We start from the raw sequence: 25620 nt of genomic DNA on the forward strand, positions 1-25620 counted from the left end.
AAATACCGCCAAGCAAAACAGTGAGGCAGAAACCATGAACACGAAACTGAAGCCGCAGACCGCTCCCGCCGCAGATCTCCGTGAAGATGCCATTCGTTCGCTCTACATGGAATCGCTCCACCTCGTCGAGCGTCTCCACCGCCGCCTTCTCGACGTCATCAAGGACGAGTTCGACCGCCAGGGCCGCGACGACATCAACGCCGTCCAGGCCCTGTTGCTCTTCAACATCGGCAACTCCGAACTGTCGGCCGGAGAGCTGCGCTCGCGGGGCTACTACCTCGGCTCCAACGTCTCCTACAACGTCAAGAAGCTCGTCGACCTCGGCTTCATCAACCACCAGCGCTCGCGCATCGACCGTCGCTCGGTCCGCATCAGCCTGACCGAACAGGGCCAGGACATCGCCGAGACGGTCGCCAAGCTCTACGAACGCCACATCGGCTCCATCGAAAAGGTCGGCGGCATCGGCGAGGGCGAATTCACCCAGATGAACAAGCTCCTGCAGCGCCTTGACCGCTTCTGGAACGACTCGATCGCCTACCGCCTCTAATCCACGAGAGGCCTGACATTGCTCCACTATTAGAATGCCCAAACTGGCGCGTGAATGCTTAAAGGGGCACGAGAATGCACGCGGTGGCGCCTAAATGCGCGCCACTCGCGCCAGTAATTCGCCGACCTCCAGTCGCACTTGCGCACCACGGTACCCACCATGGTGTGCTTTCTTTTCTCCTCAGATGCGACGGACCTCGATGCGCGATCCATTCTCACGTTTCATATCGCGGGCGATCGCGTTGGCCACGTCGCGGTCTCTAAAGGTGAAGCCGGTCGTTTTGCCATTTTCATAGATTTCGAACATTTCCGTTTTTCCTTCGGGCGGGATGCCCGCCAGTGGGAAAATATTAGATGAATCACACTTGGGGCTCGGCGGTCTTAAAAACTCGTCAGGGCGATCCCAGCTCGACCAGTTCAACATCGAGCGGGATAACGCCAAGGGTGATCCGCTGAACCTCGCCAGCCGGATCGAGAAGCTGACGAAGACGAAGCCGGACCAGGCTGACTACCTCAACGCCCTGCGCTGGCTGGGCAACGCTGGTAGCCACGACGGTATCGTGGAATTCGATGATCTCCTGTCCTGCTTTGACATGCTGGAGCACGCCATGATCGAGCTTTTCGAAGGGCGGGAGGAAAAGCGGCGTGCTGAGGCTAAGCGAATCTTTGCGGCAAAAGGCAAGCCTGCGCGCTAGCTGTCTTCCCAGAATTTCTTCAGCGCGGCCATGAATATCTGGAAATCACTCGGCGACCAGCAAACCGGATGTCCGCTTCGAAGCAGATAGTGGAACCCGTTGGCGCAGTAGAAATTGGACGTGTCAGCCGATAAGATGTGGTTGATGCAGTTCACGACCGTGCTCTGGTATGTGCCTCCAAAAAGGCCATTGGGTACGTTCGAAAGCAATCCTTCCAAAAAATAGGACGGAGCCAGCCCTTCCTTTAGCCGTCCATGTGCGATCATCCGATTGCGCATATTCTTGAAAATACGGACCGTAGGCTTGAAGTAGCCATTTGTGTTCTGATGTTTTGCAGTGCAGTTGGTTGAATGCTGCTTTGGGTAGTTGACGATTTTAGTGCCGTCTTTCATCCAAAACACGATTCCCTCCCGGTACGACGGGTTTCCGGTTGCTGGATAAGATAGATAACGGCGATGATCGGCACTCACTAACACGTCCGTATCGCGGCGTGAGTTGGTGCCAGGGATATAGATCGCCTTGCCGCCAGCTTGTACACCGGCTCCAAAATTGGCACTTAGCCAGCCCGTCACCTCTTCCTTGAATTTTGCCAAGGAGTACTGCGAAGCGGAGAAGTTTGAGTCGTAGCGAGCCTTATCATCCGGCGTCAGATCGCTTGTGTCGGTGTAATAGAGGGAAGACAGCCGAATGACTACGTCAACGTCGCTGTCCGCCCATATGTTGGTGTCGTTCCCGTAAGACCCCTGCAGGAACGTATCGAATGATTTCTGGTAATAGGGTGAGCTAGTGTCGTTTAGGACGTCGCGGACCGTTTTGTAGGTCGCGGCCGACTGCTGAATACTGCCCTGCGCGGACCACGTGTCCAACTGAGATTCACTGACTGCCATTTTTGCATCCGCTAAACTAGGAATTCGTGGAGGATAGCTTCATTCTTCGCGAAGGATTCTCGGCCGCGCTGCCGCAAAATGTTGAGCTTCTTCAGATCGTGCTCGAATAGGTCAGTGGCCATCTCGGGCTGCTCGAAGGTGTCATTCACCCGTACCGTAGGAACATCCTTGAAGAGGATGGCGCGGAGCTGATCCATCGACTGCGTGTTAATTTCCAACGTCTTTTGCAGGAGCTGGACGCTGAGCAGATATTTGGCCCAGTACATCTTGCTAAACAGGGAGGGTTTTGGGCTGGGGTACACGCCGACGCCGATGCTCACTACGCGAAGGTCCTGATGTGCCAGGTTCAGCGCGCGGGTTGCATCAGCGATTGCATAGAGGGTGGGGTTATTTGCACAGTATCCGCCGTCTACGAGCTTGATTTCGTCGTCACTGCTGGTGGTGATCGTCTTTGGGGCGAAGAACGGGAACGCGGAGCAGGAAGCCTGCACGGCATCTCCGATCCGAACGCCGAAGCCGGGTTGAAAGGTGCCTTTCCTACCATGAGCCTGCTCGATGCTGCCCTTGAAGATCATGGGCCGCTCGATCACCCACTTGGTTGTGACGATGCCCACGGCCGTTTTCACGTCGCTAAACTTGGCGTCGCCATAAATCTTCTCGGCAAGTTCGGCCAGCTTTGCCGATTTCTCATGAGGGGTTTTCAGTCTCATGATTTCGGGAACGTAGGTCTTATAGTTCTCGTAGATCTCATCGATCGACATGCCGAGGGCGATCATGGACGCGATGATAGCTCCAGTGCTGGTGCCGAAAACAAGATCGAACCTCTCATGGAGACGGCAACCGATAAGCCCCTCGATTTCGGCGAGTACGCCAATGGTGTAAAACCCTTTCGCGCCACCACCATCAAGGCTGAGAATGCGATAGGGTCCGGTTCTCTGCTCTGTTTCGGTCAAGCCGCGGGTCCTCCACAATACAACCAGTACCTGAATTTTGGTGACGGGTCATATGGGTGGTGGCATTGTCCACAGTATAACTTGAAGAGAAAACTTGAACCGTAAAGATCCCGCCCACCTCGCGCGTAACGCAGCTCTGCGATGCATTGTTGCTGACCGGTAGGCACATGAATGTTCCGGCCGTACTACTTGCCATCATCCTATAGCGGCGAGGGCTGGCCCTACTGGCGAATTGCTGAGAAGTTCGGTGTAAGCACGATGTGCATCCATAGACGACCACACGCCCCCGCAAATGATAACGTGGTTCGCTCGCGCCAAATACGCGCCAATCAGGAGAAATAGCGGAGTGTTTTCAATCGTGGAACACGTCTGGAACGACTCGATCGCCTACCGCCTCTAATCCACGAGAGGCTTGCCACAACCACCGCGTCCTCCAGCCGCGACCAAAACCGGATGCGTCCCTGCGCGTCCGGTTTTCGCGTTGCCGTTCTGCCACATCCTCGCGCCGAAAAAGCCATCACCTGTTTGTCACCGCGATCGCGCTGTTGCGGGCCTCTCCCAGACACGAATTGGCCATATTGCCATGGGATCGGCAGCTTGGGTCGCTGGGATACGAAACCCCCTTGGGGCCGTTGTCAGCAGCGCTCTTTGCGCCTTTGTTAACCACATCCCGCTATGCACTTTGAGTGCTGGACGGGAACAGATGGGTAGAATGATGTCGAAGAAAATCGGATCGGAAAATCTCTCGCGCCGGATGCTCCTGCGGTCGGCCGCTTCGGTCGGCGCCGTTGCCCTGGCCACGCCTGCACTCGCCCAGACGGCAATCGAGAGCCTGATCGCCGCGCCCCGTCGCGGCACCTGGGACGACCAGTTCGACGCCAAGGGCGCATCGCGGTCGGTGGCCGCCATTGCAACCAACAATCCGGTGCTCGGCGTCAACGCCACGGCCAACATCCAGCAGGCGATCATGGATCACCAGATGATCGTCTCCAACGGCGGCTGGCCTCAGGTCAATACCAGCCAGGCGCTGCGCATCGGCGTCTCCGATCCGGCCGTCCAGCAGCTGCGCCAGCGGCTGATCATTTCCGGTGACATGCCGCAGTCGGCTGGCATGTCGCCCTCCTTCGATTCCTACGTCGATGGCGCCGTCAAGCGCTTCCAGTCCCGCCACGGCCTTCCGGCCGACGGCGCGATCGGCGAGTTCACGCTGAAGGCGATGAACGTTTCGGCCGACACGCGCCTGCGCCAGCTGGAAACCAACCTCGTGCGCCTGCAGACGATGTCGGGCGATCTCGGCCGCCGCTACGTCATGGTCAACATCCCCGCCGCCTACATCGAGGCGGTCGAGAATGGCCGCGTCGCGCTGCGCAACACCGCCATCGTCGGCAAGATCGACCGCCCGACGCATGCCATCAATTCGAAGATCTACGAGGTCATCCTCAACCCCTACTGGACGGCGCCGCGCTCGATCATCGAGAAGGACATCGTGCCCTTGATGCGCAAGGATCCGACCTATCTGACGCGCAACAACATCCGCCTGTTCGACGGCAACGGCACCGAGGTGTCGCCGGAGACGGTCGACTGGAATGCCGCCAAGGCGCCGAACCTGATGTTCCGCCAGGACCCCGGCAAGATCAACGCCATGTCCTCGACGAAGATCAACTTCCACAACCCGCACAACGAATACATGCACGACACGCCGCAGCAGGGCCTGTTCAACAAGCTGATGCGCTTTGAATCCTCCGGCTGCGTGCGCGTCCAGAACGTCCGCGACCTCACCAGCTGGCTGCTCAAGGAGACCCCCGGCTGGGATCGCCAGCAGATGGAGCAGGTCATCGCCAGCCGCGTCAGCACGCCGATCAAGCTGACCGAGGAAGTGCCGGTCTATATCGTCTACGTCACCGCCTGGTCGGCGGAGGATGGCGTCGCCCAGTTCCGCGACGACATCTACCAGATGGACGGCGCGACCGAGCTTGCGCTGCAGACCACGACCGGCATCGAACAGTCGGCCGGCCCGATCAGCGAGCAGGACTTCCTGCCACCGCAATAAGCCGGCAGCCTTCGCCCGATCTCGAGCCGCGGCCCTGTGCCGCGGCTTTTTCGTTGCCGCGAGGCCGGTCCGGGTCGCGCAAATGTCGCGCCCTGTATTGCCGAATTCCGGGCCACCCGCTAAGACGCGGTGGCACACGCATCCGATCTCCCGAGGAGCCTTGTCCATGTCGCACACCGACGCTTTCTTCTCCCGTCCGCTGGCCGAATCCGATCCGGACATCTTTGGCGCCATCGAGAAGGAGCTGGGTCGCCAGCGCCACGAGATCGAACTGATCGCCTCGGAAAACATCGTCTCGCGCGCCGTGCTCGAGGCCCAGGGCTCGATCATGACGAACAAATATGCCGAGGGCTATCCGGGCAAGCGCTACTACGGTGGCTGCCAGTTCGTCGACATCGCCGAGGAACTCGCCATCGAGCGCGCCAAGAAGCTGTTCGGCGTCAACTTCGCCAACGTCCAGCCGAACTCCGGTTCGCAGATGAACCAGGCCGTCTTCCTGGCGCTCCTGCAGCCCGGCGACACCTTCATGGGCCTCGACCTCAACTCCGGCGGCCACCTGACCCACGGCTCCCCGGTCAACATGTCCGGCAAGTGGTTCAACGTCGTCTCCTACGGCGTGCGCGAGGAAGACCACCTCCTCGACATGGACAAGGTTGCCGAGGATGCCCGCAAGCACAAGCCGAAGCTGATCATCGCCGGCGGCACCGCCTATTCGCGCACCTGGGACTGGAAGCGCTTCCGCGAGATCGCCGATGAGGTCGGCGCCTGGCTGATGGTCGACATGGCCCATATCGCCGGACTCGTCGCCGGCGGCCAGCATCCGTCGCCGTTCCCGCATTGCCATGTGGCCACCACCACCACCCACAAGTCGCTGCGCGGCCCCCGCGGCGGCATGATCCTGACCAACGACGAGGATCTTGCCAAGAAGTTCAACTCGGCCGTCTTCCCCGGCCTCCAGGGCGGCCCGCTGATGCATGTCATCGCCGCCAAGGCCGTCGCCTTCGGTGAAGCTCTGCAGCCCGAGTTCAAGGATTACGCCGCCCAGATCGTCAAGAACGCCAAGGTGCTCTCCGAGACCCTGGTGAAGGGCGGCGTCGACATCGTCTCCGGCGGCACCGACAACCACCTGATGCTGGTCGACCTGCGCAAGAAGAACGCCACCGGCAAGCGCGCCGAAGCAGCGCTCGGCCGCGCCTATATCACCTGCAACAAGAACGGCATTCCCTTCGATCCGGAAAAGCCCTTCGTCACCTCGGGCATCCGTCTCGGCACGCCGGCCGGCACCACCCGCGGCTTCAAGGAAGCGGAATTCACCGAGATCGGCAATCTGATCGTCGAGGTCCTGGATGGCCTGAAGGCAGCCAATTCCGACGAGGGCAATGCCGCGGTCGAGGCCGCCGTGCGCGACAAGGTCGTGGCGCTCACCGGCCGCTTCCCCATGTACCCCTATCTCTGAGCAGTCCCGGGGGAGGCCGCGGCGCGGTTTCCCCGGACATGCGTGACGACAAGAAGTTGGAGAGGCAATGCGCTGCCCCTATTGCGGTTCGGAAGACACGCAGGTCAAGGATTCGCGGCCGGCGGAGGATAACACCTCCATCCGCCGGCGGCGCATCTGCCCCGATTGCGGCGGCCGCTTCACCACCTTCGAGCGGGTGCAGCTGCGCGAGCTGATGGTCGTCAAGAAGACCGGCCGCAAGGTCCTCTTCGACCGCAACAAGCTGGTGCGCTCCTTCCAGATCGCCCTGCGCAAGCGCCCGGTCGACAACGACCGCATCGAGCGCGCCGTCTCCGGCATCGTGCGGCGCCTGGAAAGCTCCGGCGAGGCCGAGATCTCCTCGGAACAGATCGGCCTGCAGGTGCTGGAAGCGCTGAAGAGCCTCGACGACGTCGCCTTCGTCCGCTACGCCTCCGTCTACCGCGACTTCTCCCACGCCGAGGATTTCGAGAAGGTCATCGAGGAAATCAACGCCAAGATAGCCCGCGATCCCGGGCTCGAGCCGTAAAGCCATGGCCGTCACCCCAGAGGACCGGCGCTATATGGCGGCTGCCCTGCGCCTGTCGCGCTGGAACACCGGCCTCACCGCCACCAATCCCTCCGTCGCCGCCCTCGTCGTCCGCGATGGCGCCATCGTCGGCCAGGCAGTGACCGCGCCGGGTGGCCGCCCGCATGCCGAAACCCAGGCGCTTGCGATCGCCGGCGACCGGGCGAGGGGGGCCACCCTCTACGTCACGCTCGAACCCTGCTCGCACCACGGCCGGACGCCCCCTTGCGCCAACGCCATCGTCGCGGCCGGCGTCGCCCGCGCCGTCGTCTCGCTGACCGATCCGGATCCGCGCGTCTCCGGCCGCGGCCTTGCCATCCTGCGCGAGGCGGGCATCACGGTCGAAAGCGGCGTGATGGAGGAGGAGGGCCGCCGGGCGCTGTCGGCCTACCTGATGCGCCAGACCCGCGGCCGCCCGCATGTCACCCTGAAGCTTGCCGTCTCCGCCGACGGCATGATCGGCAGGCAGGGCCATGCTCCAGGGGAGGGGCAGCTTGCCATCACCGGCCCCGCCGCCCGGGCGCAGTCGCATGTCCTGCGTGCCGAGAGCGACGCCATCCTCGTCGGCATCGGCACGGCCCTCGCCGACGACCCCGACCTCACCTGCCGCCTGCCGGGCCTTGAACACCGCTCGCCGCTGCGCATCGTGCTCGACCGCCACCTTGCCCTGCCGGTCACGTCGAAGCTCGTCCGCACCGCCGACGCCGTCCCCGTCCTCATCGCCGCGCTCCCTTCTCCCCCCCGGGGAGAAGGTGCCCGAAGGGCGGATGAGGGGGCCACCCCCGCCGAGCGCGCCGCCCGCCACCAAGCCCTCACCGCCGCCGGCGTCGAGATCCTCGTGCCCGAATCTCTCCCCATGCTGCTGGCGGCCCTGGCCGCCCGCGGCATCTCCTCGCTGCTGGTCGAGGGCGGTGCCACGGTGGCAAAAAGCTTCCTCGCGGCTGGCCTCGTCGACCGCATCCTCCTCTTCACCGGCGCAACCACCGTCGGCGAGGGCGGCATTGAATCGCCGCTGCGCCATCCCGATATCGGAGCCGAAAACAGCACCGCGGCCCCGGCCGGCTTCCGCCTGATCCGTACCGCCACCTTCGGGCCCGACCGGCTCGCCGAATACGAAAGGTCCTCCTGATGTTCACCGGTATCGTCACCGACGTCGGCACGGTTGCCGCCACCACGCAGATGGACGAGGGCGTCAAGCTGCGCATCGCCACCAGCTACGATCCGGCGACCATCGACATCGGCGCCTCGATCGCCCATTCCGGCGTCTGCCTGACGGTCACCGCGCTCTCCGACGAGACGTCGAACACGCGCTGGTTCGAGGTCGAGGCCTGGGAGGAGGCGCTGCGGCTGACCACCATCGGCGGCTGGACGGAAGGCACCCGGGTCAACCTCGAACGGGCGCTGAAGATCGGCGACGAGCTCGGCGGCCACATCGTCTCCGGCCATGTCGACGGCCGCGCCGAGATCCTCTCGGTCGAGCCGGAAGGCGAGGCGGTGCGCATCCGCCTGCGCGCGCCTGAAGCACTTGCCCGCTTCGTGGCGCCCAAGGGCTCGATCGCGCTCGACGGCACCTCGCTCACCGTCAACGCCGTCAACGGCGCCGATTTCGACATCCTCCTCATCCGCCACACGCTTGCCGTCACCACCTGGGGCGACCGCAAGCCCGGCGATTTCGTCAACTTCGAGGTCGACACCATGGCCCGCTACGCCGCACGCCTCGCCGAGTTCCAGGGGTAAGGCCAGCCGGCGGCGAAAAATTCCTCCGCCGCCCTGTCGGATTGCCGGCAGCCCGTCCGTCTTCCACACTGTCGGCGCGTAAGCCGCGATACGGCAAGGAAACGATCGGAGGAGAATGCGATGGCCAGGAACACCATCTGCCTGTGGTACGAGAGCGACGCCGAAAGCGCCGCCCGCTTCTATGCACAAACCTTTCCCGACAGCGCCGTCGGCGCCGTCATCCGCGCCCCCGGTGATTTTCCCGACGGCCGCGAGGGCGACGTCCTCGTCGTCGAGTTCACCGTTGTGGGTGTCGCCTGCATGGGCATCAACGGCGGCCCCCAGTTCAAGCAGGACGAGGCCTTCTCCTTCCAGATCGCCACGGAGGATCAGGCCGAAACCGACCGCTACTGGAACGCCATCGTCGGCAATGGCGGGAAGGAAAGCGAATGCGGCTGGTGCAAGGACAGATGGGGCGTCTCCTGGCAGATCACGCCGCGGGTCCTCATGGAAGCGCTCGCCGCCGGCGGCGCCCCCGCCAAGCGCGCCTTCGACGCGATGATGACGATGCGCAAGCTCGACGTCGCCCGGATCGAGGCCGCCATCCGCGGCTGAGCCGGGCAGGGGCGGCGACAGCGGGGCTGGGTCACACGGTCAGGACAGGCGAGGCGCCGCACCGGCCGCGCCCGCCTTCGCAATCTCTGCCAAAAACCTCTATCTAGGGGGCAACGCAGAAGGACGACCGTCATGCACCCCGATCTCACAGCAAGAGCCGCGCGCAATGCCGCCATCCAGGAACGGGCGGCGGCCGAAATGCGGGCGATCGGCGTGGACCAGGCCTTCGTTACCACACTCGTCAACACATTCTACGACCGCGTGCGCGCCCATCCCGCGCTCGGCCCCGTCTTCGACGCCCGCCTCGAAGGCCGCTGGCCGCAGCACATGGAAAAATGGTGGCCTTCTGGTCCTCGCTCGCCTTCCGCACCGGCGCCTACGGCGGCAAGCCCGTCCAGGCCCACCACGGCGTAGCCCACATGACCCCCGACCTCTTCCCGCAATGGCTGGCACTCTTCTCCGCAACCCTCGACGACATCGCCCCGAGCCCGGAGGCCAAGGCCTGGTTCATGACCACCGCCGAGCGCATCGCCAAAAGCCTGACGCTGTCGCTGTTTTATGATCCGGCAGCGGATGATCCGGCGGGGCGGTGAGGGTGGGAGACCGGCACCTGGGCGAACCAGACGGCCTCGGCAGGCAAGCGGGCAGCCCTCACCCTGAGGTGGGAGCGCAGCGACCCTCGAAGGGCAAGGGCGGGATGTGGAGCAAGCCGGATCCTTCGAGGGCCGGGCTTTGGCCCGTCCACCTCAGGATGAGGGGCGTTTCAGCACCGTCACTCTTCAGGTATTGAGTAACATACGCCACCAATGGCCGCAGTGGGGCCGGCATGGGACTGGCGGGTTCTGGAGACCGATGCTCAATAGCCGTCATTAAGCGCGGCAATCCCTATGGCTGGTCTCGACCCCATTGTTGCCGTTAGGGGGCTTCAGTCGCCGCCCAAATCTTGACATTCGCTCGGCCATCTAAGGATGGCAGAGCCGCAGCCAAGATTGGATTGACTGTTTTAGCATCCATGATGTGATAGCGAATGTTCAACCGGGCGGATAAAGGTTTCAGACTGACTCGCTCGCTCCAACCCATCCATCTGCGAAGCGAACAAGCGCGGTGCACTTCATGGATGCTTGAACCCGACGGCTCAACGGGAACAACCCTTGAGCCGACAGGTCAGCATGATCTTCTCCTACAGTGCGGGAGACTGGTCTATACCATTCGGTGATTGCGCTCAAACGCATCGCTATCGATCAGAACGCCGACGTAATGGCTCCCAGGATGCCGGAAAATAAGACCTCAGATAATAAGGGATATTTGAGAATGGGAGGCGCATAGATATGACACTTGGAAAAATGAAAATCTGGCGGCTATTTGTGCCAGCCGTCCTCATCGTCATTTATGGAATGGTTTTGGCCCATATCGTTGCTAACGTCCAACTTGGGATGCCGGACCTTTCTAAAGCCCCATACCTCATCATATTCCTCATTCCAGCAGTTCTCTACTACATCACCCCCATACGGAGCTGGATCAATGAGGGTTCGCACACAAAAATTGTGGAGAATCTGCGTTCTGGGATGGTGAAGATTGCTGGCTACGACGATGATCCCCAGAAGTACAGTTGGATCAATCTTAGGTCCTTGTTCTTCAAGCTCGTTGACGAGGATAAAACCCTCTCCACCAAGGCATCACTCGCTTATTTCAACGGTCTGATCTGGACTGGGCTCGCCGATTCCGCGGCAATCTCCTTCGGCTATGCGCTGGTGTCGATTGGCTTGTTTTATTTCGACGCGCCCAACGCGCTCGTTGCCTTGGTTTTGTTCACTACTGTCGTCATTATATCTCTGCTCGGCAACCGCGTCGCGGCCAACCGTCAAATCTCAATCGGTAATGAACAGCTAGAGGTGATGAAGTTCGAGCACAAGGCCGCCATTGAAAAGCGACTGAACCAACTTGACCAATGATCCCATTCTACACGCGATCGATACGACCGTGGGCGCATTGCGCTCGCGGGCTAATGCGCATTGGGTCGTCGCATTCTCTGGAGGGAAGGATTCTACCGCTGCCTTGAAGATCCTCTTGGCCGCCTATCGGCGATCCGGCCTCCAGACTCTCAATCTCACAGTGATCTACTGCGACACAGGTGTCGAAAATCCAATCCTAGACCTGTATGTGAAATCAGTTCTCGACGACCTCGGTGGAGAACTTGCCGAACTCGGGCCGTCATTCGAGACCCGTATCCTGAGAGCGCCGGTGCAAGATCGTTTTTTCGTGCGTATCATCGGTCGAGGTTATCCCCCGCCAACAAACAGTTTTCGATGGTGCACAACAGGACTACGAATCCGGCCGGTTTCTCGCTTCATTGAAACTCAGGATCCAAAGAACACCGTCGTTGTGCTTGGCCTCAGGCGCTCGGAGAGCCAGCAGCGTGACCGGACATTGAATGGTGCGGCCGAAGGGCCCTGGCAAAAGCAGCGTGAGGGAAACAAGGACTATGACTTGTTTCTGCCGATCTTGGATCTTTCCGTCGCCGAGGTTTGGGACGCCACATTTTGGCTGTCGAAGCCTCGGTCGATCAATGCGACGATGCTCCAAGACCTTTATCGCGATGCGTCAGGTGAATGTCCCGTAATCAGGGCACCACAGTCTCCACCATGCGCGTCAGGCCGGTTCGGATGCTGGACCTGCACCGTAGTGAGGCAGGACAGATCGGCAAAAAAGCTTATTGAAGCCGGATATTCTGAGTTGAAGCCTTACTTCGAGTTTAGGTCTTGGCTATCGGAAATCCGCAACGACCCCGCCATGCGGTGGCCCAAACGCCGAAACGGAGCTGCCGGCATGGGTCCTTTCACGCTGGACGCTCGCCGCGAGATTCTCGAACGATTGAACCAACTCGAGGCCGTGACAAGAACCGAGATCCTCGATTCCGAAGAACGTGGCACCATAGCAGGTCTCTGGCGGCTCGACCACTATCCTCGGCTCAGCTTCCAGGTCTTCTGATCGACCCTTGTGCCGCGGTTTTGTAGTCTCAAGCTCCTTAGGATCTGGAGGGGTTCCATTCTCGTTCGAGCTATGACTGCTTGCCGCCACGACCATCCAAAAGCCGCCTGTCCGCAAACCACCCCGATGTCCACGTTGCCTCGAACGAAACGGAATAACGGAATGTCTGCATCCAGGAAAATGGTTAGGTAGCCTGAGCGTCCGAAACGAGGCGCGAAGCCGCCTCAACGTTGCATCCTCCTTCGGCGGCAGCTGCTACCGAACTCCCCACCTTCGCCATCCCACCCACCTTCGTCATCCTCGGGCTTGACCCGAGGATCCAAACCCAAGCCCTCCTCGCTCCCATCATCACGCTACTCCGCCAAACCGGTTGGCCTCACTGCCCTTCGCGTGGATCCTCGGATCAAGTCCGAGGATGACGAAAGAGAGGGATGTGCCATGGGTGGCTCACGGGACGCCGGAGCGAGACGGATCCTTCGAGGGCCGGGCTTTGCCCGCCCACCTCAGGATGAGGGGAGCCTGCGGCACCCACCACTCCCCGAAATCGCACCCCCACCCTCCAAAAATCAACCACTTACCCCCCTCCACATCCACCCCCTCCCAACCCGCCGCATAATCCCCCCGTTCCACTTTCGGATACACCCGCAGGCGTGCTGGCGAGGTGGGGCCGGCGCGGGGCATGAGGGGCAGACGCAGAACCTCATGCACCGGGTCCGCGGAAAATGGTCTCCCTCCGGCGACACGGGGAGAGGCGCGGGGTTACGGACCGGCCCCCGTCTCTTGAAGCCCGAAAGAGCGCGCCGGGCGTGCCTGTGCGGCACACAGGGGGGTCGACGAGGATGGTGTCGCCGGATGAATACGTCCGTCGTGACCACGAGCGTTCGGCGAAGGCGCCGGAGTGTTGGCGGTAAATCGGTCCGCCCGTGCTTCGGAAGGCCAGACGAACACCGCCTCGAAGACCCTTGCAGAGGGGCCGAAGTCGCGGGCAGAAACCGCCGAACGGGGCGCTGAGAGGTGTCACATAAAACTAACTTACGAGGCAGCTTTCAGCGCCCCGTCCGAACTTTGAAATTCTCAGGATCGCCAAGGGGGTAGTCTGTCCGCGCGTCATCCTCGGGCAAGCGGAGCACACCCCACACCCCGCGTCCTGTCGCCGCTGCAGCCCTGTTATGCCTAAAAACGCTTGCCTTCCACCCGGCGCCGTGGTTTGACCCGCGCCATTCCGATTGCAGTGCCGCCGCACCCGTTTTGCGCCAAGGATCTCCCGATGTCCGAACAGTCCAAGCCCCATCTCCTGATCGTCGAAGCCCGGTTCTACGACGACATGGCCGACGCGCTGCTCGACGGCGCGACGTTCGCGCTGAAGGAGGCGGGCGCAACCTACGACGTGGTGACGGTTCCGGGTGCTCTCGAAATCCCGCCGGCGATCGCCATGGCGCTCGATGCGGCCGAAAACGACGGCACGCACTACGATGGCTTCGTGGCGCTCGGCATGGTCATCCGCGGCGAGACCTATCACTTCGATATCGTCGCCAATGAATCCTCCCGCGCGCTGATGGATCTCGCCGTCTCCGAATCGCTGTCGATCGGCAACGGCATCATGACGGTGGAAAACGAGGCGCAGGCCTGGGCGCGCGTGCGCCGCACCGAGAAGGACAAGGGCGGTTTTGCCGCCCGCGCGGCGCTGACGATGATTGCGCTTCGCGAGAAGCTGAATGGTTGATCCGATGACGAATGCAGACAAGCCGGCGGTCAAGACCGCCAACCAGCGTGGCGCGGCGCGTCTTGCCGCCGTGCAGGCCCTCTACCAGATGGATGTCGGCGGCGCCGGCGTGCTGGAAGTGGTCGCCGAATACGAGACCCACCGCCTCGGCCAGGAGCTCGACGGCGACACCTACCTGAAGGCGGATGCCTCCTGGTTCCGCTCGATCGTGTCGGGCGTCGTGCGCGACCAGGTCAAGATCGATCCGGTGGTGCGCGGCGCGCTGCAGGAAGACTGGCCGCTGTCGCGCCTCGATTCCACGCTGCGCGCCATCCTGCGCGCCGGCACCTTCGAGATCCTCGAGCGCAAGGACGTGCCGATCCCGGTGATCGTCACCGAATATGTCGAGATCGCCCAGGCCTTCTTCGAGGGCGAGGAGCCGAAGATCGTCAACGCGGTCCTCGACCGCATCGCCAAGCAGGTCCGCGGGCCGACCGCGAAATAGGCCTGGCCGCGAAATAGGCCAGACGGCCAAATAGGAGAGACCGCGTCATGGAAGGCAGCGTCGACGGGCTACAGGCGCAGGTCAGTGCCGCACGGCGCAACGTCTTCCTGCTGTCTGCCGTCCAGGCGCTGCTCGGCTCCGCTCCGCCGCTCACCTTCGCGCTCGGCGGCCTTGCCACCTACCAGATGCTCGGCGACGACAAGTCGCTGGCCACCGCACCGCTGACCGGCTTCAACATCGGCGTGGCGCTCGGTGCCGTCGGCGTTGCCATTGCTTCGCGCTATCTCGGCCGCCAGGCGGGCTTCATGCTCGGCGCCCTGATGGGGGCGACCGGCGCGGCCGTTGCCGCCGTGGCGCTCTTCCGCGCCGATTTCTGGCTCTTTGCCACCGGCCTGATGCTGATCGGCGTCTCCGGCGGCTTCACCCAGAAGATCCGCTTTGCCGCCGCCGACGTCTCGCCGAGCTTCTACAAGCCGCGCGCCATCTCGTGGATCCTCGCCGCCGGCATCGTCTCGGCCATTCTGGGGCCGCAGCTGGCGATCTTCGCCAAGGATCTCCTCTTCCCCGTCACCTTCGCCGGCGCCTTCGTGGCGCTGATCCCGCTCAGCCTGATCGCCATCGCCATCCTCTCTGCCCTGAATCTGCCGGAGACGGGGGTGCGCGCCGCGGGCGACCTCCCGGCGCGGCCGCTGAAGGAGATCGTGCTGACGCAGCGCTTCATGACCGGCATGATCTGCGGCATCGGCACCTATGCGCTGATGACCTTCATGATGACCGGCGCGCCGCTCGCCATGGTCATCGGCTGCGGCTTCTCCACCGATCTCGCAACCCTCGGCATCCAGTGGCACGTGCTGGCGATGTTTGCGCCGAGCTTCTTCACCGGCATGCTGATCACCCGTTTCGGCACCGAAAAGGTGGTGGCCGCCGGCCTGGTGATCCTGATGGCCTGCGCCGTCGTCGCCCACGCCGGCATCGAGCTCTGGAACTTCTGGGGCGCGCTGGTGCTGCTCGGCATCGGCTGGAACTTCGGCTTCATCGGCTCCACCGCCATCGTCGCCTCCAGCTACCGCCCGCACGAGGCCGACAAGGTGCAGGGCTTCCACGACATCATCCTCTTCGGCACCGTGGCGCTCTCCTCCTTCTCCTCGGGCAAGGTCTTCACCGCCTGGGGCTGGGAAGCCATGAACCTCGTCATCTGGCCGGTGACGATCCTCTGCCTCGTCCTCATTCTGCTCCTGATGCGCAAGCGGCCGGCCAAACAGCCCTGACCTCCCCGTTTTGTAGGGCTTGACGCAGCCTTGTCCGCGCGGGCACTCTCCCTCCCGCGGGCAGCCCTTGGTTCCTTGGGAGGGGAGGCGGTTGCCGGCCACTGTCGGGGGACTTGCCTGCCGGCGCAAGGGAGAGGGAAAAGCGAATGACCGTTCTATTCGGTGTGATCGTGTGCGGCTTGCTATCGATCATCTATGCCGCCTGGGCGACGCGGGCCGTGCTCGCCGCCGATCAGGGCAATGCCCGCATGCAGGAAATCGCAGGCTACATCCGTGAGGGGGCGCAGGCCTATCTGACGCGCCAGTACATGACCATCGCCATCGTCGGCGCCGTGGTGACCGTCATCACCTGGCTGCTCCTCTCCGTCACCGCCGCCATCGGCTTCGTCATCGGCGCGGTGCTCTCCGGGGCTGCGGGATTCATCGGCATGCACGTCTCGGTGCGCGCCAACGTCCGCACCGCCCAGGCCGCCTCGCAGAGCCTCGGCGCCGGCCTCGACATCGCCTTCAAGTCGGGCGCCATCACCGGCATGCTGGTGGCGGGCCTCGCCCTTCTCGGCGTCGCGATCTACTTCTGGATCCTGACCGCCGGCCTCGGCCACGAAAGCGGCTCGCGCCAGGTCATCGACGCGCTGGTGGCGCTCGGCTTCGGTGCCTCGCTCATCTCCATCTTCGCCCGCCTCGGCGGCGGCATCTTCACCAAGGGCGCCGATGTCGGCGGCGATCTCGTCGGCAAGGTGGAAGCCGGCATTCCGGAGGACGATCCGCGCAACCCCGCCACCATCGCCGACAACGTCGGCGACAACGTCGGCGATTGCGCCGGCATGGCCGCCGATCTCTTCGAGACCTATGCGGTCTCCGTCGTCGCCACCATGGTGCTCGGCGCCATCTTCTTTGCCGGCGCGCCGGTGCTCGAAAGCGTGATGATCTATCCGCTCGCCATCTGCGCCGCCTGCATCGTCACCTCCATCATCGGCACCTTCTTCGTCAAGCTCGGCACCAACGGCTCGATCATGGGCGCCCTCTACAAGGGCCTGATCGTCACCGGCCTCCTGTCGATCGTCGGCCTCGGGGCCGCCACCTCGCTCACCATCGGCTGGGGCACCATCGGCACCGTCGCCGGCATGGAGATCACCGGCACCAACCTCTTTCTCTGCGGCATCCTCGGCCTCGTCGTCACGGCGCTGATCGTCGTCATCACCGAATACTACACGGGCACCAACAAGCGCCCGGTCAATTCCATCGCCCAGGCCTCCGTCACCGGCCACGGCACCAACGTCATCCAGGGCCTGGCGGTCTCGCTGGAATCGACGGCCCTGCCGGCCATAGTCATCGTCGGCGGCATCATCTCGACCTACCAGCTCGCCGGGCTGTTCGGCACCGGCATCGCCGTCACCGCCATGATCGGCATCGCCGGCATGATCGTCGCGCTCGACGCCTTCGGCCCCGTCACCGACAATGCCGGCGGCATCGCCGAAATGGCAGGCCTTCCCTCGGACGTGCGCAAGTCCACCGATGCGCTCGACGCGGTCGGCAACACCACCAAGGCCGTGACCAAGGGCTATGCCATCGGCTCCGCCGGCCTCGGCGCGCTGGTGCTGTTTGCCGCCTATTCCAACGATCTGGCCTATTTCGCCGCCAATGCGGACCGCTATCCGTATTTCGCAGGGATCGGTGACATCTCCTTCAGCCTCTCCAACCCCTATGTCGTCGCCGGCCTGATCTTCGGCGGTCTCATCCCCTACCTCTTCGGTGGCATCGCCATGACGGCCGTCGGCCGTGCCGCGGGTTCGATCGTCGAGGAGGTGCGCAAGCAGTTCCGGGAAAACCCGGGCATCATGCTGGGCACGGTGAAGCCGGACTACGGCCGAGCCGTCGACATCCTGACCAAGGCTGCGATCCGCGAGATGATCGTGCCCTCGCTCCTGCCGGTGCTCGCCCCGATCGTCGTCTACTTCGGCGTGCTGCTGATCTCCGGCTCCAAGGCCTCGGCCTTTGCGGCCCTCGGTGCCTCGCTGCTCGGCGTCATCGTCAACGGCCTCTTCGTGGCCATCTCCATGACCTCGGGCGGCGGCGCCTGGGACAACGCCAAGAAGAGCTTCGAGGACGGCTTCGTCGACAAGGACGGCACCCGTCACATGAAGGGCTCGGACGCCCACAAGGCCTCCGTCACCGGCGACACCGTCGGCGATCCCTACAAGGACACCGCAGGCCCCGCGGTCAATCCGGCGATCAAGATCACCAACATCGTCGCGCTGCTGCTGCTGGCGGTGCTGGCCGGCTGAACCGGAAGCGCGCAAGAAAAATCCCCGCGAGGCCTGCGCTTCGCGGGGATTTTTTTAGAGAACCGGCAGAGCGATCAGTTGCTGCCCATGTTCTGGAACATGTTTCTCGCCGCATTGGCATTGCCGGCCGAACCGGCGCCCGAGAGCAACTGCTGCAGGAAGGTCAGGTCACGTCCACCGGTCGGCGTTGTGCGCGAGATGCTGTCGAACACCTTGCCGTCCTGGAGCGTGTAGTTCGCCTTGCGGGACACGACACCCTCTTCGTCGAAATAGATGGCGAGCACGGTCTGCTCCACGAGCCTCGGCTTCATGAAGGCGACCGGGCGCTCGCGCTTCTGCGAGATGTAGTAGAGGACTTCGGAATCGAAGGTGGCGGTCGTCGACGGCGTGCCCATGGTGAGCAGGACCTGCTCGCGGCTGGAGCCGACCGGGATCAGCGCCAGCGACTCCTCGTCCAGCACATAGCCGTTGTACATCGTCTGGCCGATGTCCATGGAGGTGCAGCCGGTGAGGGATGCCGTTGCGATGATGGCCGCTACTGCGGTGCTGCTCAAGAACTTCATTTCAGACCTTAACACCTGCCTCGTTGAGGCTTTCCCGAAACTTCCGATTGCGGCCTTCGCCGCCACCCTGCTGCCCATATCATTGTGGCTATTCCGGGGAAGGGCAGATGCCGACGTTCCGGCGGCCCCGGTGTGATATGCGGTAACGACGTTGCAATTCGTGCCTGCTTCGGTAAACCAGCTTGCGCCTCCATGCAACACGTGGCGGCTAACTGTGGGAATTCTTATGATCTTCGGTCTGTTCCGTAAGAAAAATCAAAACCAGCCGATCGTCGATCGTCAATACGCCTCCTTGACATCGGCAGCCCGAGTCCCTTTTTTCTTCAGCGATCTTGGTGTTCCCGACACTGTCATGGGACGCTTTGAAATGTTGTCGATCGTCATGATCCTGTTCTTTCGCCGCACGGCGAAGTCGGGTGTCAGCGGCAAGGAACTCGCCCAGGAGATCATCGATATCTTCTTTCAGGACATCGACCATTCGATCCGTGAGCTCGGGATCGGGGATCAGGGCGTACCGAAGCGGATGAAGAAACTGGCGGGCATGTTCTACGGACGGCTGGAAAGCTATGCGTCGGCTCTCGACGCCAGGGATGCCGACGCTCTCGCGGCGGCCTTGTCGCGCAACATCCATCCGAAGGTGGAGCCGGCCCAGCCGATGCGCGGTCTTGCCGACTGGATGCTGTCGGCGGAGACCCAGCTGTCGACGATCAGCGAAGACGAGATAGCGCGCGGCGCCATTGTGCTGCCGACGCCAGGAAATTGAGGTATCCATGAAACCCACTCACCAAGGCAGTGAAAAGTCTCCCTTGTCCTACCGCGTGCGGGTCGGACATGTTTCGGTCAATCCGATCACCGTCCAGATCGAGGCCGCACCCGCCGAGCTGGAACGGCTGGCGGAGACATGGAAGGTGCTGGCGGTCCGCTCTCTGGCCTCGGAGATCCAGATCACCCGCTGGAAGAAGGACGGCGTGCGGATCAAGGGGCACGTCAAGGCCGAGGTCGAGCAGGCCTGCGTCGTGACGCTGGAGCCGGTCGCGTCGAAGATCGACGAGACCTTCGAGCAGATCTTCGTGCCCGAGGGCTCCAAGCTCGCCCGCGTCATGCTCAGCGACACGGCCGAGATGGTGCTGGATCCGGAAGGCCCGGACGCGCCCGAGGTCTTCGTGGGAGACACGATCGACGCCGGTGAGGTGATCGCGGAGGCCGTCGCGCTCGCGATCGATCCATACCCGCGCAAGAAGGACGTCGAGTTTGAGGGCCATATTGAGGACGATGCCTCGGGGCCAGATGCGCGGCCTTCACCTTTCGCGGCCCTCAAGGACTGGAAAAAGCAAGACTAGCGTAGAAATCGCCGCTATTGCGTTGTAAGCACCGCGGGAGCCACTACTTTGGCCAGGGTTACGCCCCGTGGCGAGCAAAAGGATCAGGGACGCGTGATCAGAATTTCTCTCGATGTCATGGGCGGCGATTTCGGTCCTGAAATCGTCATCCCCGGTGCTGCAAAGGCGCTGGAACGACATCCGGACATTACCTTCTTGCTGTTCGGCCTGCAGGCCGAATGCGAGCCCTATCTCGCCAAGCATCCGAAGCTCCGCGAGCGGTCGGTCTTCCACGACTGTGAGCTTGCCGTCGGGATGGACGAGAAGCCGAGTGCTGCCTTGCGCCGGGGGCGCTACGTCTCCACCATGTGGCGGTCCATCGAGGCCGTGAAGCTCGGCGAAGCCGACGTCGTCGTCTCCGCCGGCAATACCGGCGCTTTGATGGCCATGTCGAAATTCTGCCTTCGCACGCTGGCGCACATCGAACGTCCGGCCATCGCCGGCATCTGGCCGACATTGAAGGGGGAGAGCATCGTGCTCGACATCGGTGCGACGATCGGTGCCGACGCCCATCAGCTGATGGACTTCGCCCTGATGGGCGGCGCCATGGCGCGCGCCCTCTTCGAGGCGCAGCGGCCGACCGTCGGCCTCCTCAACGTCGGCGTCGAGGAAGTGAAGGGGCAGGAAGAGGTCAAGGAAGCGGGCCGGCTGATCCGCGAGGCCAATCTCCCGACGATTTCCTATCACGGCTTCGTGGAAGGCGACGACATCGGCAAGGGGACGGTCGACGTGGTGGTCACCGAAGGCTTCACCGGCAACATCGCGCTGAAGACGGCGGAGGGCACGGCCCGCCAGATCGCCGAATTGCTCCGGGAGGCGATGTCTCGCACCTGGCTTTCCAAACTCGGTTATCTTCTCGCCAAGGGCGCCTTCGACCGCCTGCGCGAGAAGATGGACCCCCGCAAGGTCAATGGCGGTGTCTTCCTCGGATTGAACGGCATCGTCATCAAGAGCCATGGCGGCACCGATGCCGAAGGCTTCGCCGCGGCGATCGATGTCGGCTACGACATGGCCCGCAATGGCCTGACCGAGAAGATCGTTGAAGACCTCGAAACTTACCATGCCCGCCGCCAGCCACCGGCTGGCCCTGAAGCGGCCTGACGACAGGATAGAAATAGCATGATCCGTTCAGTGGTACGCGGTTACGGGGCTGCATTGCCCAAGCGCGTCGTCCCCAACCGCGAGTTGGAGGGCATGGTCGCGACGTCGGACGAATGGATCGTCCAGCGCACGGGCATCCGCCAGCGCTACATCGCGGGCGAGGGCGAGACCACCGCCTCGCTTGGCGAGCAGGCAGCCCGGGCGGCGCTCGATCGCGCCGGCCTGACGCCCGACGACATCGATCTTGTCCTGGTCGCCACCTCGACCCCGGACAACACCTTTCCGGCCACCGCCGTCAACATCCAGCAGCGGCTGGGCATGACCCATGGTTTCGCCTTCGACATCCAGGCCGTCTGTTCCGGCTTCGTCTATGCCATGGCGACGGCGGACCTCTATATCCGCGGCGGCATGGCCAGGCGCGTGCTGGTGATCGGCGCCGAGACCTTCTCGCGCATCCTCGACTGGAACGATCGCACCACCTGCGTGCTCTTCGGCGACGGCGCCGGTGCGCTGGTGCTGGAAGCTGCCGAGGGGGAGGGGACAGTTGCCGACCGCGGTATCCTGACCGCGCACCTGCGCTCCGACGGCAGCCACAAGGACAAGCTCTATGTCGACGGCGGCCCCTCGACCACCGGCACGGTCGGCCACCTGCGCATGGAAGGCCGTGAAGTCTTCAAGCACGCCGTCGGCATGATCACCGACGTCATCGAGGCTGCCTTCGAGGCGACCGGCACCACGGCCGACGATCTCGACTGGCTGGTGCCGCACCAGGCCAACCGCCGGATCATCGACGGCTCGGCCAAGAAGCTCGGTATTCCCACCGACAAGGTGGTGGTCACGGTCGATCTGCACGGCAACACCTCGGCGGCCTCCATCCCGCTGGCGCTGTCGGTTGCGCTCGATGACGGCCGCATCAAGCAGGGCGATCTTGTGATGCTGGAGGCCATGGGCGGCGGATTCACCTGGGGGGCAATTCTCGTTCGCTGGTAGCGGCACCCCCGCCGAGGCTGTATCAAGCTAAGACAGCGGGCGAACCTGCTGATTTTACAGTAGAGCTTGACCCTGGCCTGCAACCAAAATACTCTTGCCCGGCGTACAGAGCGGTAAAGAACTGGGCGGGGATCATGGCCGGAAAAACAGTGACACGGGCGGATCTGGCGGAATCGGTATTCCGCAAGGTGGGTCTCTCCCGAACTGAATCGGCCGAACTGGTCGAAACCATCATCGACGAGATCTGCAATGCGATCGTCCGCGGGGAAATCGTCAAGCTTTCGTCTTTCGCCACGTTTCAGGTGCGCTCCAAGAACGAGCGCATCGGCCGCAATCCGAAGACCGGCGAGGAAGTGCCGATCTCGCCGCGCCGCGTGATGACCTTCAAGGCGTCGAACGTGCTGAAGCAGCGGATCCTGAGGGCGCACAATACCCGAAAGCTGAAGCAGAAGACGGCCGTTCCGGCAGCCTGAGTCATTAGTCTGTTCACTGCCTTTCTTCCCACTTGAATCGCAGCGCTTAGAGCGCTGAAATGACCCACGATTCGTACATGGCACTTCGTGCCGGCGCGACTCGCTTGCAGGCATGTTCAAGCTTGCCGTTGGAGACTGAGTTGGACAAAGGCCCGGACGCTTTCCGCACCATCAGCGAGGTTGCCGAAGATCTCGATCTGCCCCAGCACGTCCTGCGTTTCTGGGAGACGCGGTTTCTGCAGATCAAGCCGATGAAGCGTGGCGGCGGTCGGCGGTACTATCGCCCCGAAGACGTCGATCTCCTGAAGGGCATCCGCCATCTCCTCTACGACCATGGCTACACGATCAAGGGCGTCCAGAAGCTCCTGAAGACCAATGGTAACAAGTTCGTGTCCGCCATCGCCTCCGGCGACCTGGCGACCATGGATGCGATCGTTGCCGCCAGCGGCGACAAGCAGGCCGAGCCGAAGATCGGTGGCGGCGAGGAGGACCAGCTTGTCGGGCGCCCGAAGGCAAAACCGAGCGGCCGGTTCTTCGGCTTCGGCCCGAGCACCGAGGACGAGGCTCTTGAGGTGTCGATCGGCAAGTCCGGCATCGGCAAGGAGGACCGCGCCCTTCTGCAGGAAGCGCTCTTCGACCTCCTGGAATGCAAGCGGCTCCTCGACCAGGTGCGCTGAGCCAGGCCTTCAAAAACGTCACCGTTCACCTCTGGTTCAGGCGCAAGCCCTGACTATCTGCTTCAGAAGACGCAGAAAAAGAGGTGAGGAAACATGAAAAAGCTCGCAGTCATCCTGATTTCGATGGTCACGGCCTTCACGGGCGTTGCCCCGGCACAGGCATTCCCCTCGGTCTCCGTGCCGAAGGTCGAAGCGACCAGGATCCAGGAAGTGGGGCACCGCGGCCATGGTTGGCGCGGCCATCGCGGCTACCGCCAGCGCCACTACGGCCATCGCCGCTACCGCCATCATCGCGGCAATGCGGGTGCCATCATCGGCGGCCTGGCCGCTGGCGCCATCATCGGCGGCGCGATCGCCGCACAGCAGCAGCCGCGCTACTATCGCGGTGGCAATGCGCACGTGAACTGGTGCCACTCGCGCTACCGCTCCTACCGCGCCTACGACAACACCTTCCAGCCCTACCACGGCCCACGGCGCCAGTGCCGTTCGCCCTACTGAGTGAATGTGAAAAGCCGGTCCTTCGAGACCGGCTTTTTCGTTTGACGGTCGTCTCTCGCGGCGGCTGATGCAAACGTCGTTAAAACTTCATGAAAACGATCGGATCCGACCGGAACCCGGGGCGCCGGTGCCGCGTTCTTTGCGCGGACGGAGGGTCACGTGATGATTGTTTGGATGATGCAGAAGACGGCCAATGGATCGGAACCGGAGATGGCCACCGGCACCTATGCCGACGGGCTCTTTCCGTTGACGCTTAAATATCCCGAGAGCCGGGCCGAACGCAGTTTTCGCGATTCCTATGCGCGCGACACGCGCCTGGCGCACAAGGGACCACCCGTGGCCGACATGGCCCCCGGTTGAAAGACCCTGTCGCGGACGTGGCTCACGCGGGCGACATCATTCGGGACGGAAACAGCGACCGAAATGCCCGCCACCAGAATGCACCCTTCTCCGGTGAGCGCAGGGTGGTGATCCGGCTGCAGGTCGAGGGGAACATCTCGTTCTGGTGAAGAACGGTAAAGTTGTCCTCGGCGCCCAGATCCCGGACCAGCTTCCGCGCCGACCGCTCCAGCCCGTGCGGGACGCGGAGGTAACAGTAAACCGACTGATGCTTAGATTTCTCCGCAATGGACTCGGCATACTGCACGATATCCGGCCAGCTGGACTCGGACCCGTCCACCCCCTCGACATCTGACATCAATAATCTCCTCAACCCAGAGATGTCTTTGCACGGCTAAGGATCGAGGTCAACTTGGTCTCTGGTCGGGGGGAGCCCAGATCCGGTGTGGCGGAAGGGGATGCACGGGCACAGGCACGGCCGCGCCGCGGCGACGGGCCAAAGGCCTGCCCGTCGGATCTGCGTCTGAAACATGCTTGGGCGTCAGTCCTGAAGCGGCGGAACGTCCCCGAAGGCGATGATCAGATTGGGGGATGTCATGTCGCCCGTCTCGGTGTCGACGATCACTGAATAGGCCGCGACGCCGGGATGGCGCTCGGACATGGCCGTGGCGATCCGCTCGGCTGAAGCCGCATTGCTCGCCTGCCGGAGCTCGCCCGGCACAAGCCCGCCCCTGCCTTTTTTGTAGGGGATGATGATGAATTTTTCCGAGGACATGGCGCGCTCCTTGCTCGACAGGGCATGCCGCCATCGCCTGGAGATAGCAAGCGGTAAATCGCCCGGCAGCCCCTCGGTGGTCGACCTTGCCCGAACGGCTCTCCTGCTCGTGAAGGGCCGACGACGCGGGCGCCGATGTTCCGGCCACGCTTGGCCTGGGGGCCTGTCCGGAGACTTCATGGCCCGGCGCATCTTTTTCCGCTCTCCGCAGTTAGGCAGTCGGAAGCCAAGGAGAGCGACGATGGCAGAGAAGACTGCAAACGAAGCCGACAAGAACATCAACGAGAAGGACGGGCACAGGCGCTTTACCGAAAGCGTCGACGTCACCAGGACGCCCGAGGAGGAGCTGAAGGACGCTCGGCGGCGTCCCGGCAGCGAAGGCAGGCCAGGCGCGATCATCAAGTAGGCTGCGTCGAGGATCCCACCTCCCTCGTTCGGGGATTCGGGGCTTTGCGCTGACGGGAGAACGCTGGGTCGTTCTGATCGAACCGTCACGGCGAAGCACGCCGGGGTGGAGTGACGCATCTGACACGGCATTTTCTTCCACCAAACGTGACCGGGCGGCGGAGCGAA

29 protein-coding genes and 1 pseudogene are annotated in these 25620 nt (G+C 62.9%); 24 read left to right on the top strand and 6 right to left on the bottom strand.

Annotated features, from left to right (window positions below; translation table 11 throughout):
* The first annotated feature begins 34 nt into the window (after positions 1-34).
* Positions 35-547 (top strand): transcriptional regulator LdtR, encoded by a 513-nt coding sequence (gene ldtR / locus EO99_RS0110070; protein WP_029618517.1) that lies wholly within the window; start codon positions 35-37, stop codon positions 545-547.
* 180 nt (positions 548-727) lie between these two features.
* Here the strand turns inward: ldtR and EO99_RS28435 are convergent, their stop codons facing one another.
* Complete coding sequence (locus EO99_RS28435; RefSeq protein ID WP_268871297.1) at positions 728-853, bottom strand: hypothetical protein; 126 nt, start codon at positions 851-853, stop codon at positions 728-730.
* Positions 854-911: 58 nt separating this feature from the next.
* On the opposite strand from EO99_RS28435, the gene EO99_RS0110080 reads away from it, so the two are divergent.
* On the top strand, positions 912-1241 hold the full coding sequence (locus EO99_RS0110080; protein ID WP_051679796.1) for a DUF4145 domain-containing protein: 330 nt from the start codon (positions 912-914) through the stop codon (positions 1239-1241).
* Here the strand turns inward: EO99_RS0110080 and EO99_RS0110085 are convergent.
* Entirely contained in the window at positions 1238-2128 is an 891-nt protein-coding gene (locus EO99_RS0110085; RefSeq protein ID WP_029618519.1) for a nucleotidyltransferase domain-containing protein, read from the bottom strand. The two genes, EO99_RS0110080 and EO99_RS0110085, sit on opposite strands and share 4 nt — an antisense overlap.
* An 11-nt stretch (positions 2129-2139) precedes the next feature.
* Complete coding sequence (locus tag EO99_RS0110090; protein WP_029618520.1) at positions 2140-3081, bottom strand: patatin-like phospholipase family protein; 942 nt, start codon at positions 3079-3081, stop codon at positions 2140-2142.
* Between the two features lie 715 nt (positions 3082-3796).
* Here EO99_RS0110090 and EO99_RS0110095 point away from each other — a divergent pair.
* The 13 genes and pseudogenes from EO99_RS0110095 to EO99_RS0110155 all read left to right on the top strand — a co-directional run bounded on the left by EO99_RS0110095 (position 3797) and on the right by EO99_RS0110155 (position 18252).
* On the top strand, positions 3797-5131 hold the full coding sequence (locus EO99_RS0110095; RefSeq protein WP_029618521.1) for a L,D-transpeptidase family protein: 1335 nt from the start codon (positions 3797-3799) through the stop codon (positions 5129-5131).
* Between the two features lie 166 nt (positions 5132-5297).
* Positions 5298-6587 (top strand): serine hydroxymethyltransferase, encoded by a 1290-nt coding sequence (gene glyA, locus EO99_RS0110100; RefSeq protein ID WP_029618522.1) that lies wholly within the window; start codon positions 5298-5300, stop codon positions 6585-6587.
* A gap of 67 nt (positions 6588-6654) precedes the next feature.
* The gene (gene nrdR, locus EO99_RS0110105; protein ID WP_029618523.1) at positions 6655-7134 is read left to right on the top strand and encodes a transcriptional regulator NrdR; all 480 of its coding nucleotides are present in this window, start codon (positions 6655-6657) and stop codon (positions 7132-7134) included.
* Positions 7135-7138: 4 nt separating this feature from the next.
* Positions 7139-8302: a bifunctional diaminohydroxyphosphoribosylaminopyrimidine deaminase/5-amino-6-(5-phosphoribosylamino)uracil reductase RibD gene (gene ribD, locus EO99_RS0110110; RefSeq protein ID WP_029618524.1), complete on the top strand. Its 1164-nt coding sequence runs from the start codon at positions 7139-7141 to the stop codon at positions 8300-8302.
* Positions 8302-8910 (top strand): riboflavin synthase, encoded by a 609-nt coding sequence (locus EO99_RS0110115; protein ID WP_029618525.1) that lies wholly within the window; start codon positions 8302-8304, stop codon positions 8908-8910. Before ribD ends, EO99_RS0110115 begins: the two co-directional genes overlap by 1 nt.
* A gap of 120 nt (positions 8911-9030) precedes the next feature.
* A complete protein-coding gene (locus EO99_RS0110120) occupies positions 9031-9504 on the top strand; it encodes a VOC family protein (RefSeq protein ID WP_029618526.1) in 474 nt (157 codons plus the stop codon).
* 132 nt (positions 9505-9636) lie between these two features.
* Positions 9637-10097: pseudogene (locus EO99_RS25650) on the top strand (group III truncated hemoglobin).
* A 735-nt stretch (positions 10098-10832) separates the two neighbouring features.
* Complete coding sequence (locus tag EO99_RS0110130) at positions 10833-11456, top strand: hypothetical protein (RefSeq protein ID WP_156034706.1); 624 nt, start codon at positions 10833-10835, stop codon at positions 11454-11456.
* Positions 11446-12492 (top strand): phosphoadenosine phosphosulfate reductase domain-containing protein, encoded by a 1047-nt coding sequence (locus tag EO99_RS0110135; RefSeq protein WP_051679797.1) that lies wholly within the window; start codon positions 11446-11448, stop codon positions 12490-12492. Before EO99_RS0110130 ends, EO99_RS0110135 begins: the two co-directional genes overlap by 11 nt.
* 1267 nt (positions 12493-13759) lie before the next feature.
* Positions 13760-14215 (top strand): 6,7-dimethyl-8-ribityllumazine synthase, encoded by a 456-nt coding sequence (gene ribH / locus EO99_RS0110140; RefSeq protein WP_029618529.1) that lies wholly within the window; start codon positions 13760-13762, stop codon positions 14213-14215.
* A gap of 4 nt (positions 14216-14219) precedes the next feature.
* Positions 14220-14699 (top strand): transcription antitermination factor NusB, encoded by a 480-nt coding sequence (gene nusB, locus EO99_RS0110145; protein WP_029618530.1) that lies wholly within the window; start codon positions 14220-14222, stop codon positions 14697-14699.
* Between the two features lie 47 nt (positions 14700-14746).
* Positions 14747-15967: an MFS transporter gene (locus EO99_RS0110150; protein WP_029618531.1), complete on the top strand. Its 1221-nt coding sequence runs from the start codon at positions 14747-14749 to the stop codon at positions 15965-15967.
* Between the two features lie 146 nt (positions 15968-16113).
* A complete protein-coding gene (locus EO99_RS0110155) occupies positions 16114-18252 on the top strand; it encodes a sodium-translocating pyrophosphatase (RefSeq protein WP_029618532.1) in 2139 nt (712 codons plus the stop codon).
* A 74-nt stretch (positions 18253-18326) separates the two neighbouring features.
* Here EO99_RS0110155 and EO99_RS0110160 read toward each other — a convergent pair whose 3' ends face one another.
* Complete coding sequence (locus EO99_RS0110160) at positions 18327-18815, bottom strand: outer membrane protein assembly factor BamE (RefSeq protein ID WP_029618533.1); 489 nt, start codon at positions 18813-18815, stop codon at positions 18327-18329.
* Positions 18816-19041: 226 nt separating this feature from the next.
* On the opposite strand from EO99_RS0110160, the gene EO99_RS0110165 reads away from it, so the two are divergent.
* From EO99_RS0110165 to EO99_RS0110200, 8 genes are all read left to right on the top strand, one after another.
* A complete protein-coding gene (locus EO99_RS0110165) occupies positions 19042-19578 on the top strand; it encodes a ubiquinol-cytochrome C chaperone family protein (protein WP_029618534.1) in 537 nt (178 codons plus the stop codon).
* A gap of 7 nt (positions 19579-19585) precedes the next feature.
* Positions 19586-20155: a YceD family protein gene (locus EO99_RS0110170; protein ID WP_029618535.1), complete on the top strand. Its 570-nt coding sequence runs from the start codon at positions 19586-19588 to the stop codon at positions 20153-20155.
* Positions 20156-20248: 93 nt separating this feature from the next.
* On the top strand, positions 20249-21295 hold the full coding sequence (plsX, locus tag EO99_RS0110175; protein WP_029618536.1) for a phosphate acyltransferase PlsX: 1047 nt from the start codon (positions 20249-20251) through the stop codon (positions 21293-21295).
* Between the two features lie 18 nt (positions 21296-21313).
* The gene (locus EO99_RS0110180; protein WP_029618537.1) at positions 21314-22285 is read left to right on the top strand and encodes a beta-ketoacyl-ACP synthase III; all 972 of its coding nucleotides are present in this window, start codon (positions 21314-21316) and stop codon (positions 22283-22285) included.
* Positions 22286-22419: 134 nt separating this feature from the next.
* Positions 22420-22758, top strand: a complete 339-nt coding sequence (locus EO99_RS0110185; protein WP_029618538.1) for an integration host factor subunit alpha — start codon at positions 22420-22422, stop codon at positions 22756-22758.
* 140 nt (positions 22759-22898) lie between these two features.
* The gene (locus tag EO99_RS0110190) at positions 22899-23435 is read left to right on the top strand and encodes a MerR family transcriptional regulator (RefSeq protein ID WP_029618539.1); all 537 of its coding nucleotides are present in this window, start codon (positions 22899-22901) and stop codon (positions 23433-23435) included.
* Positions 23436-23528: 93 nt separating this feature from the next.
* Entirely contained in the window at positions 23529-23933 is a 405-nt protein-coding gene (locus tag EO99_RS0110195) for a BA14K family protein (protein WP_029618540.1), read from the top strand.
* 159 nt (positions 23934-24092) lie between these two features.
* Positions 24093-24293, top strand: a complete 201-nt coding sequence (locus EO99_RS0110200) for a hypothetical protein (protein ID WP_156034708.1) — start codon at positions 24093-24095, stop codon at positions 24291-24293.
* A gap of 22 nt (positions 24294-24315) precedes the next feature.
* Here the strand turns inward: EO99_RS0110200 and EO99_RS0110205 are convergent, their stop codons facing one another.
* Positions 24316-24630, bottom strand: coding sequence for a hypothetical protein (locus EO99_RS0110205; protein WP_029618542.1), 315 nt, complete (start codon positions 24628-24630; stop codon positions 24316-24318).
* Positions 24631-24813: 183 nt separating this feature from the next.
* Positions 24814-25047, bottom strand: coding sequence for a hypothetical protein (locus EO99_RS0110210; RefSeq protein WP_029618543.1), 234 nt, complete (start codon positions 25045-25047; stop codon positions 24814-24816).
* 241 nt (positions 25048-25288) lie between these two features.
* On the opposite strand from EO99_RS0110210, the gene EO99_RS27370 reads away from it, so the two are divergent.
* On the top strand, positions 25289-25453 hold the full coding sequence (locus tag EO99_RS27370) for a hypothetical protein (RefSeq protein ID WP_156034709.1): 165 nt from the start codon (positions 25289-25291) through the stop codon (positions 25451-25453).
* The last annotated feature ends 167 nt before the right edge of the window (positions 25454-25620 follow it).

It is taken from the genome of Pseudorhizobium marinum (assembly GCF_000705355.1).
In the GTDB taxonomy this organism is placed as follows: domain Bacteria; phylum Pseudomonadota; class Alphaproteobacteria; order Rhizobiales; family Rhizobiaceae; genus Neorhizobium; species Neorhizobium pelagicum.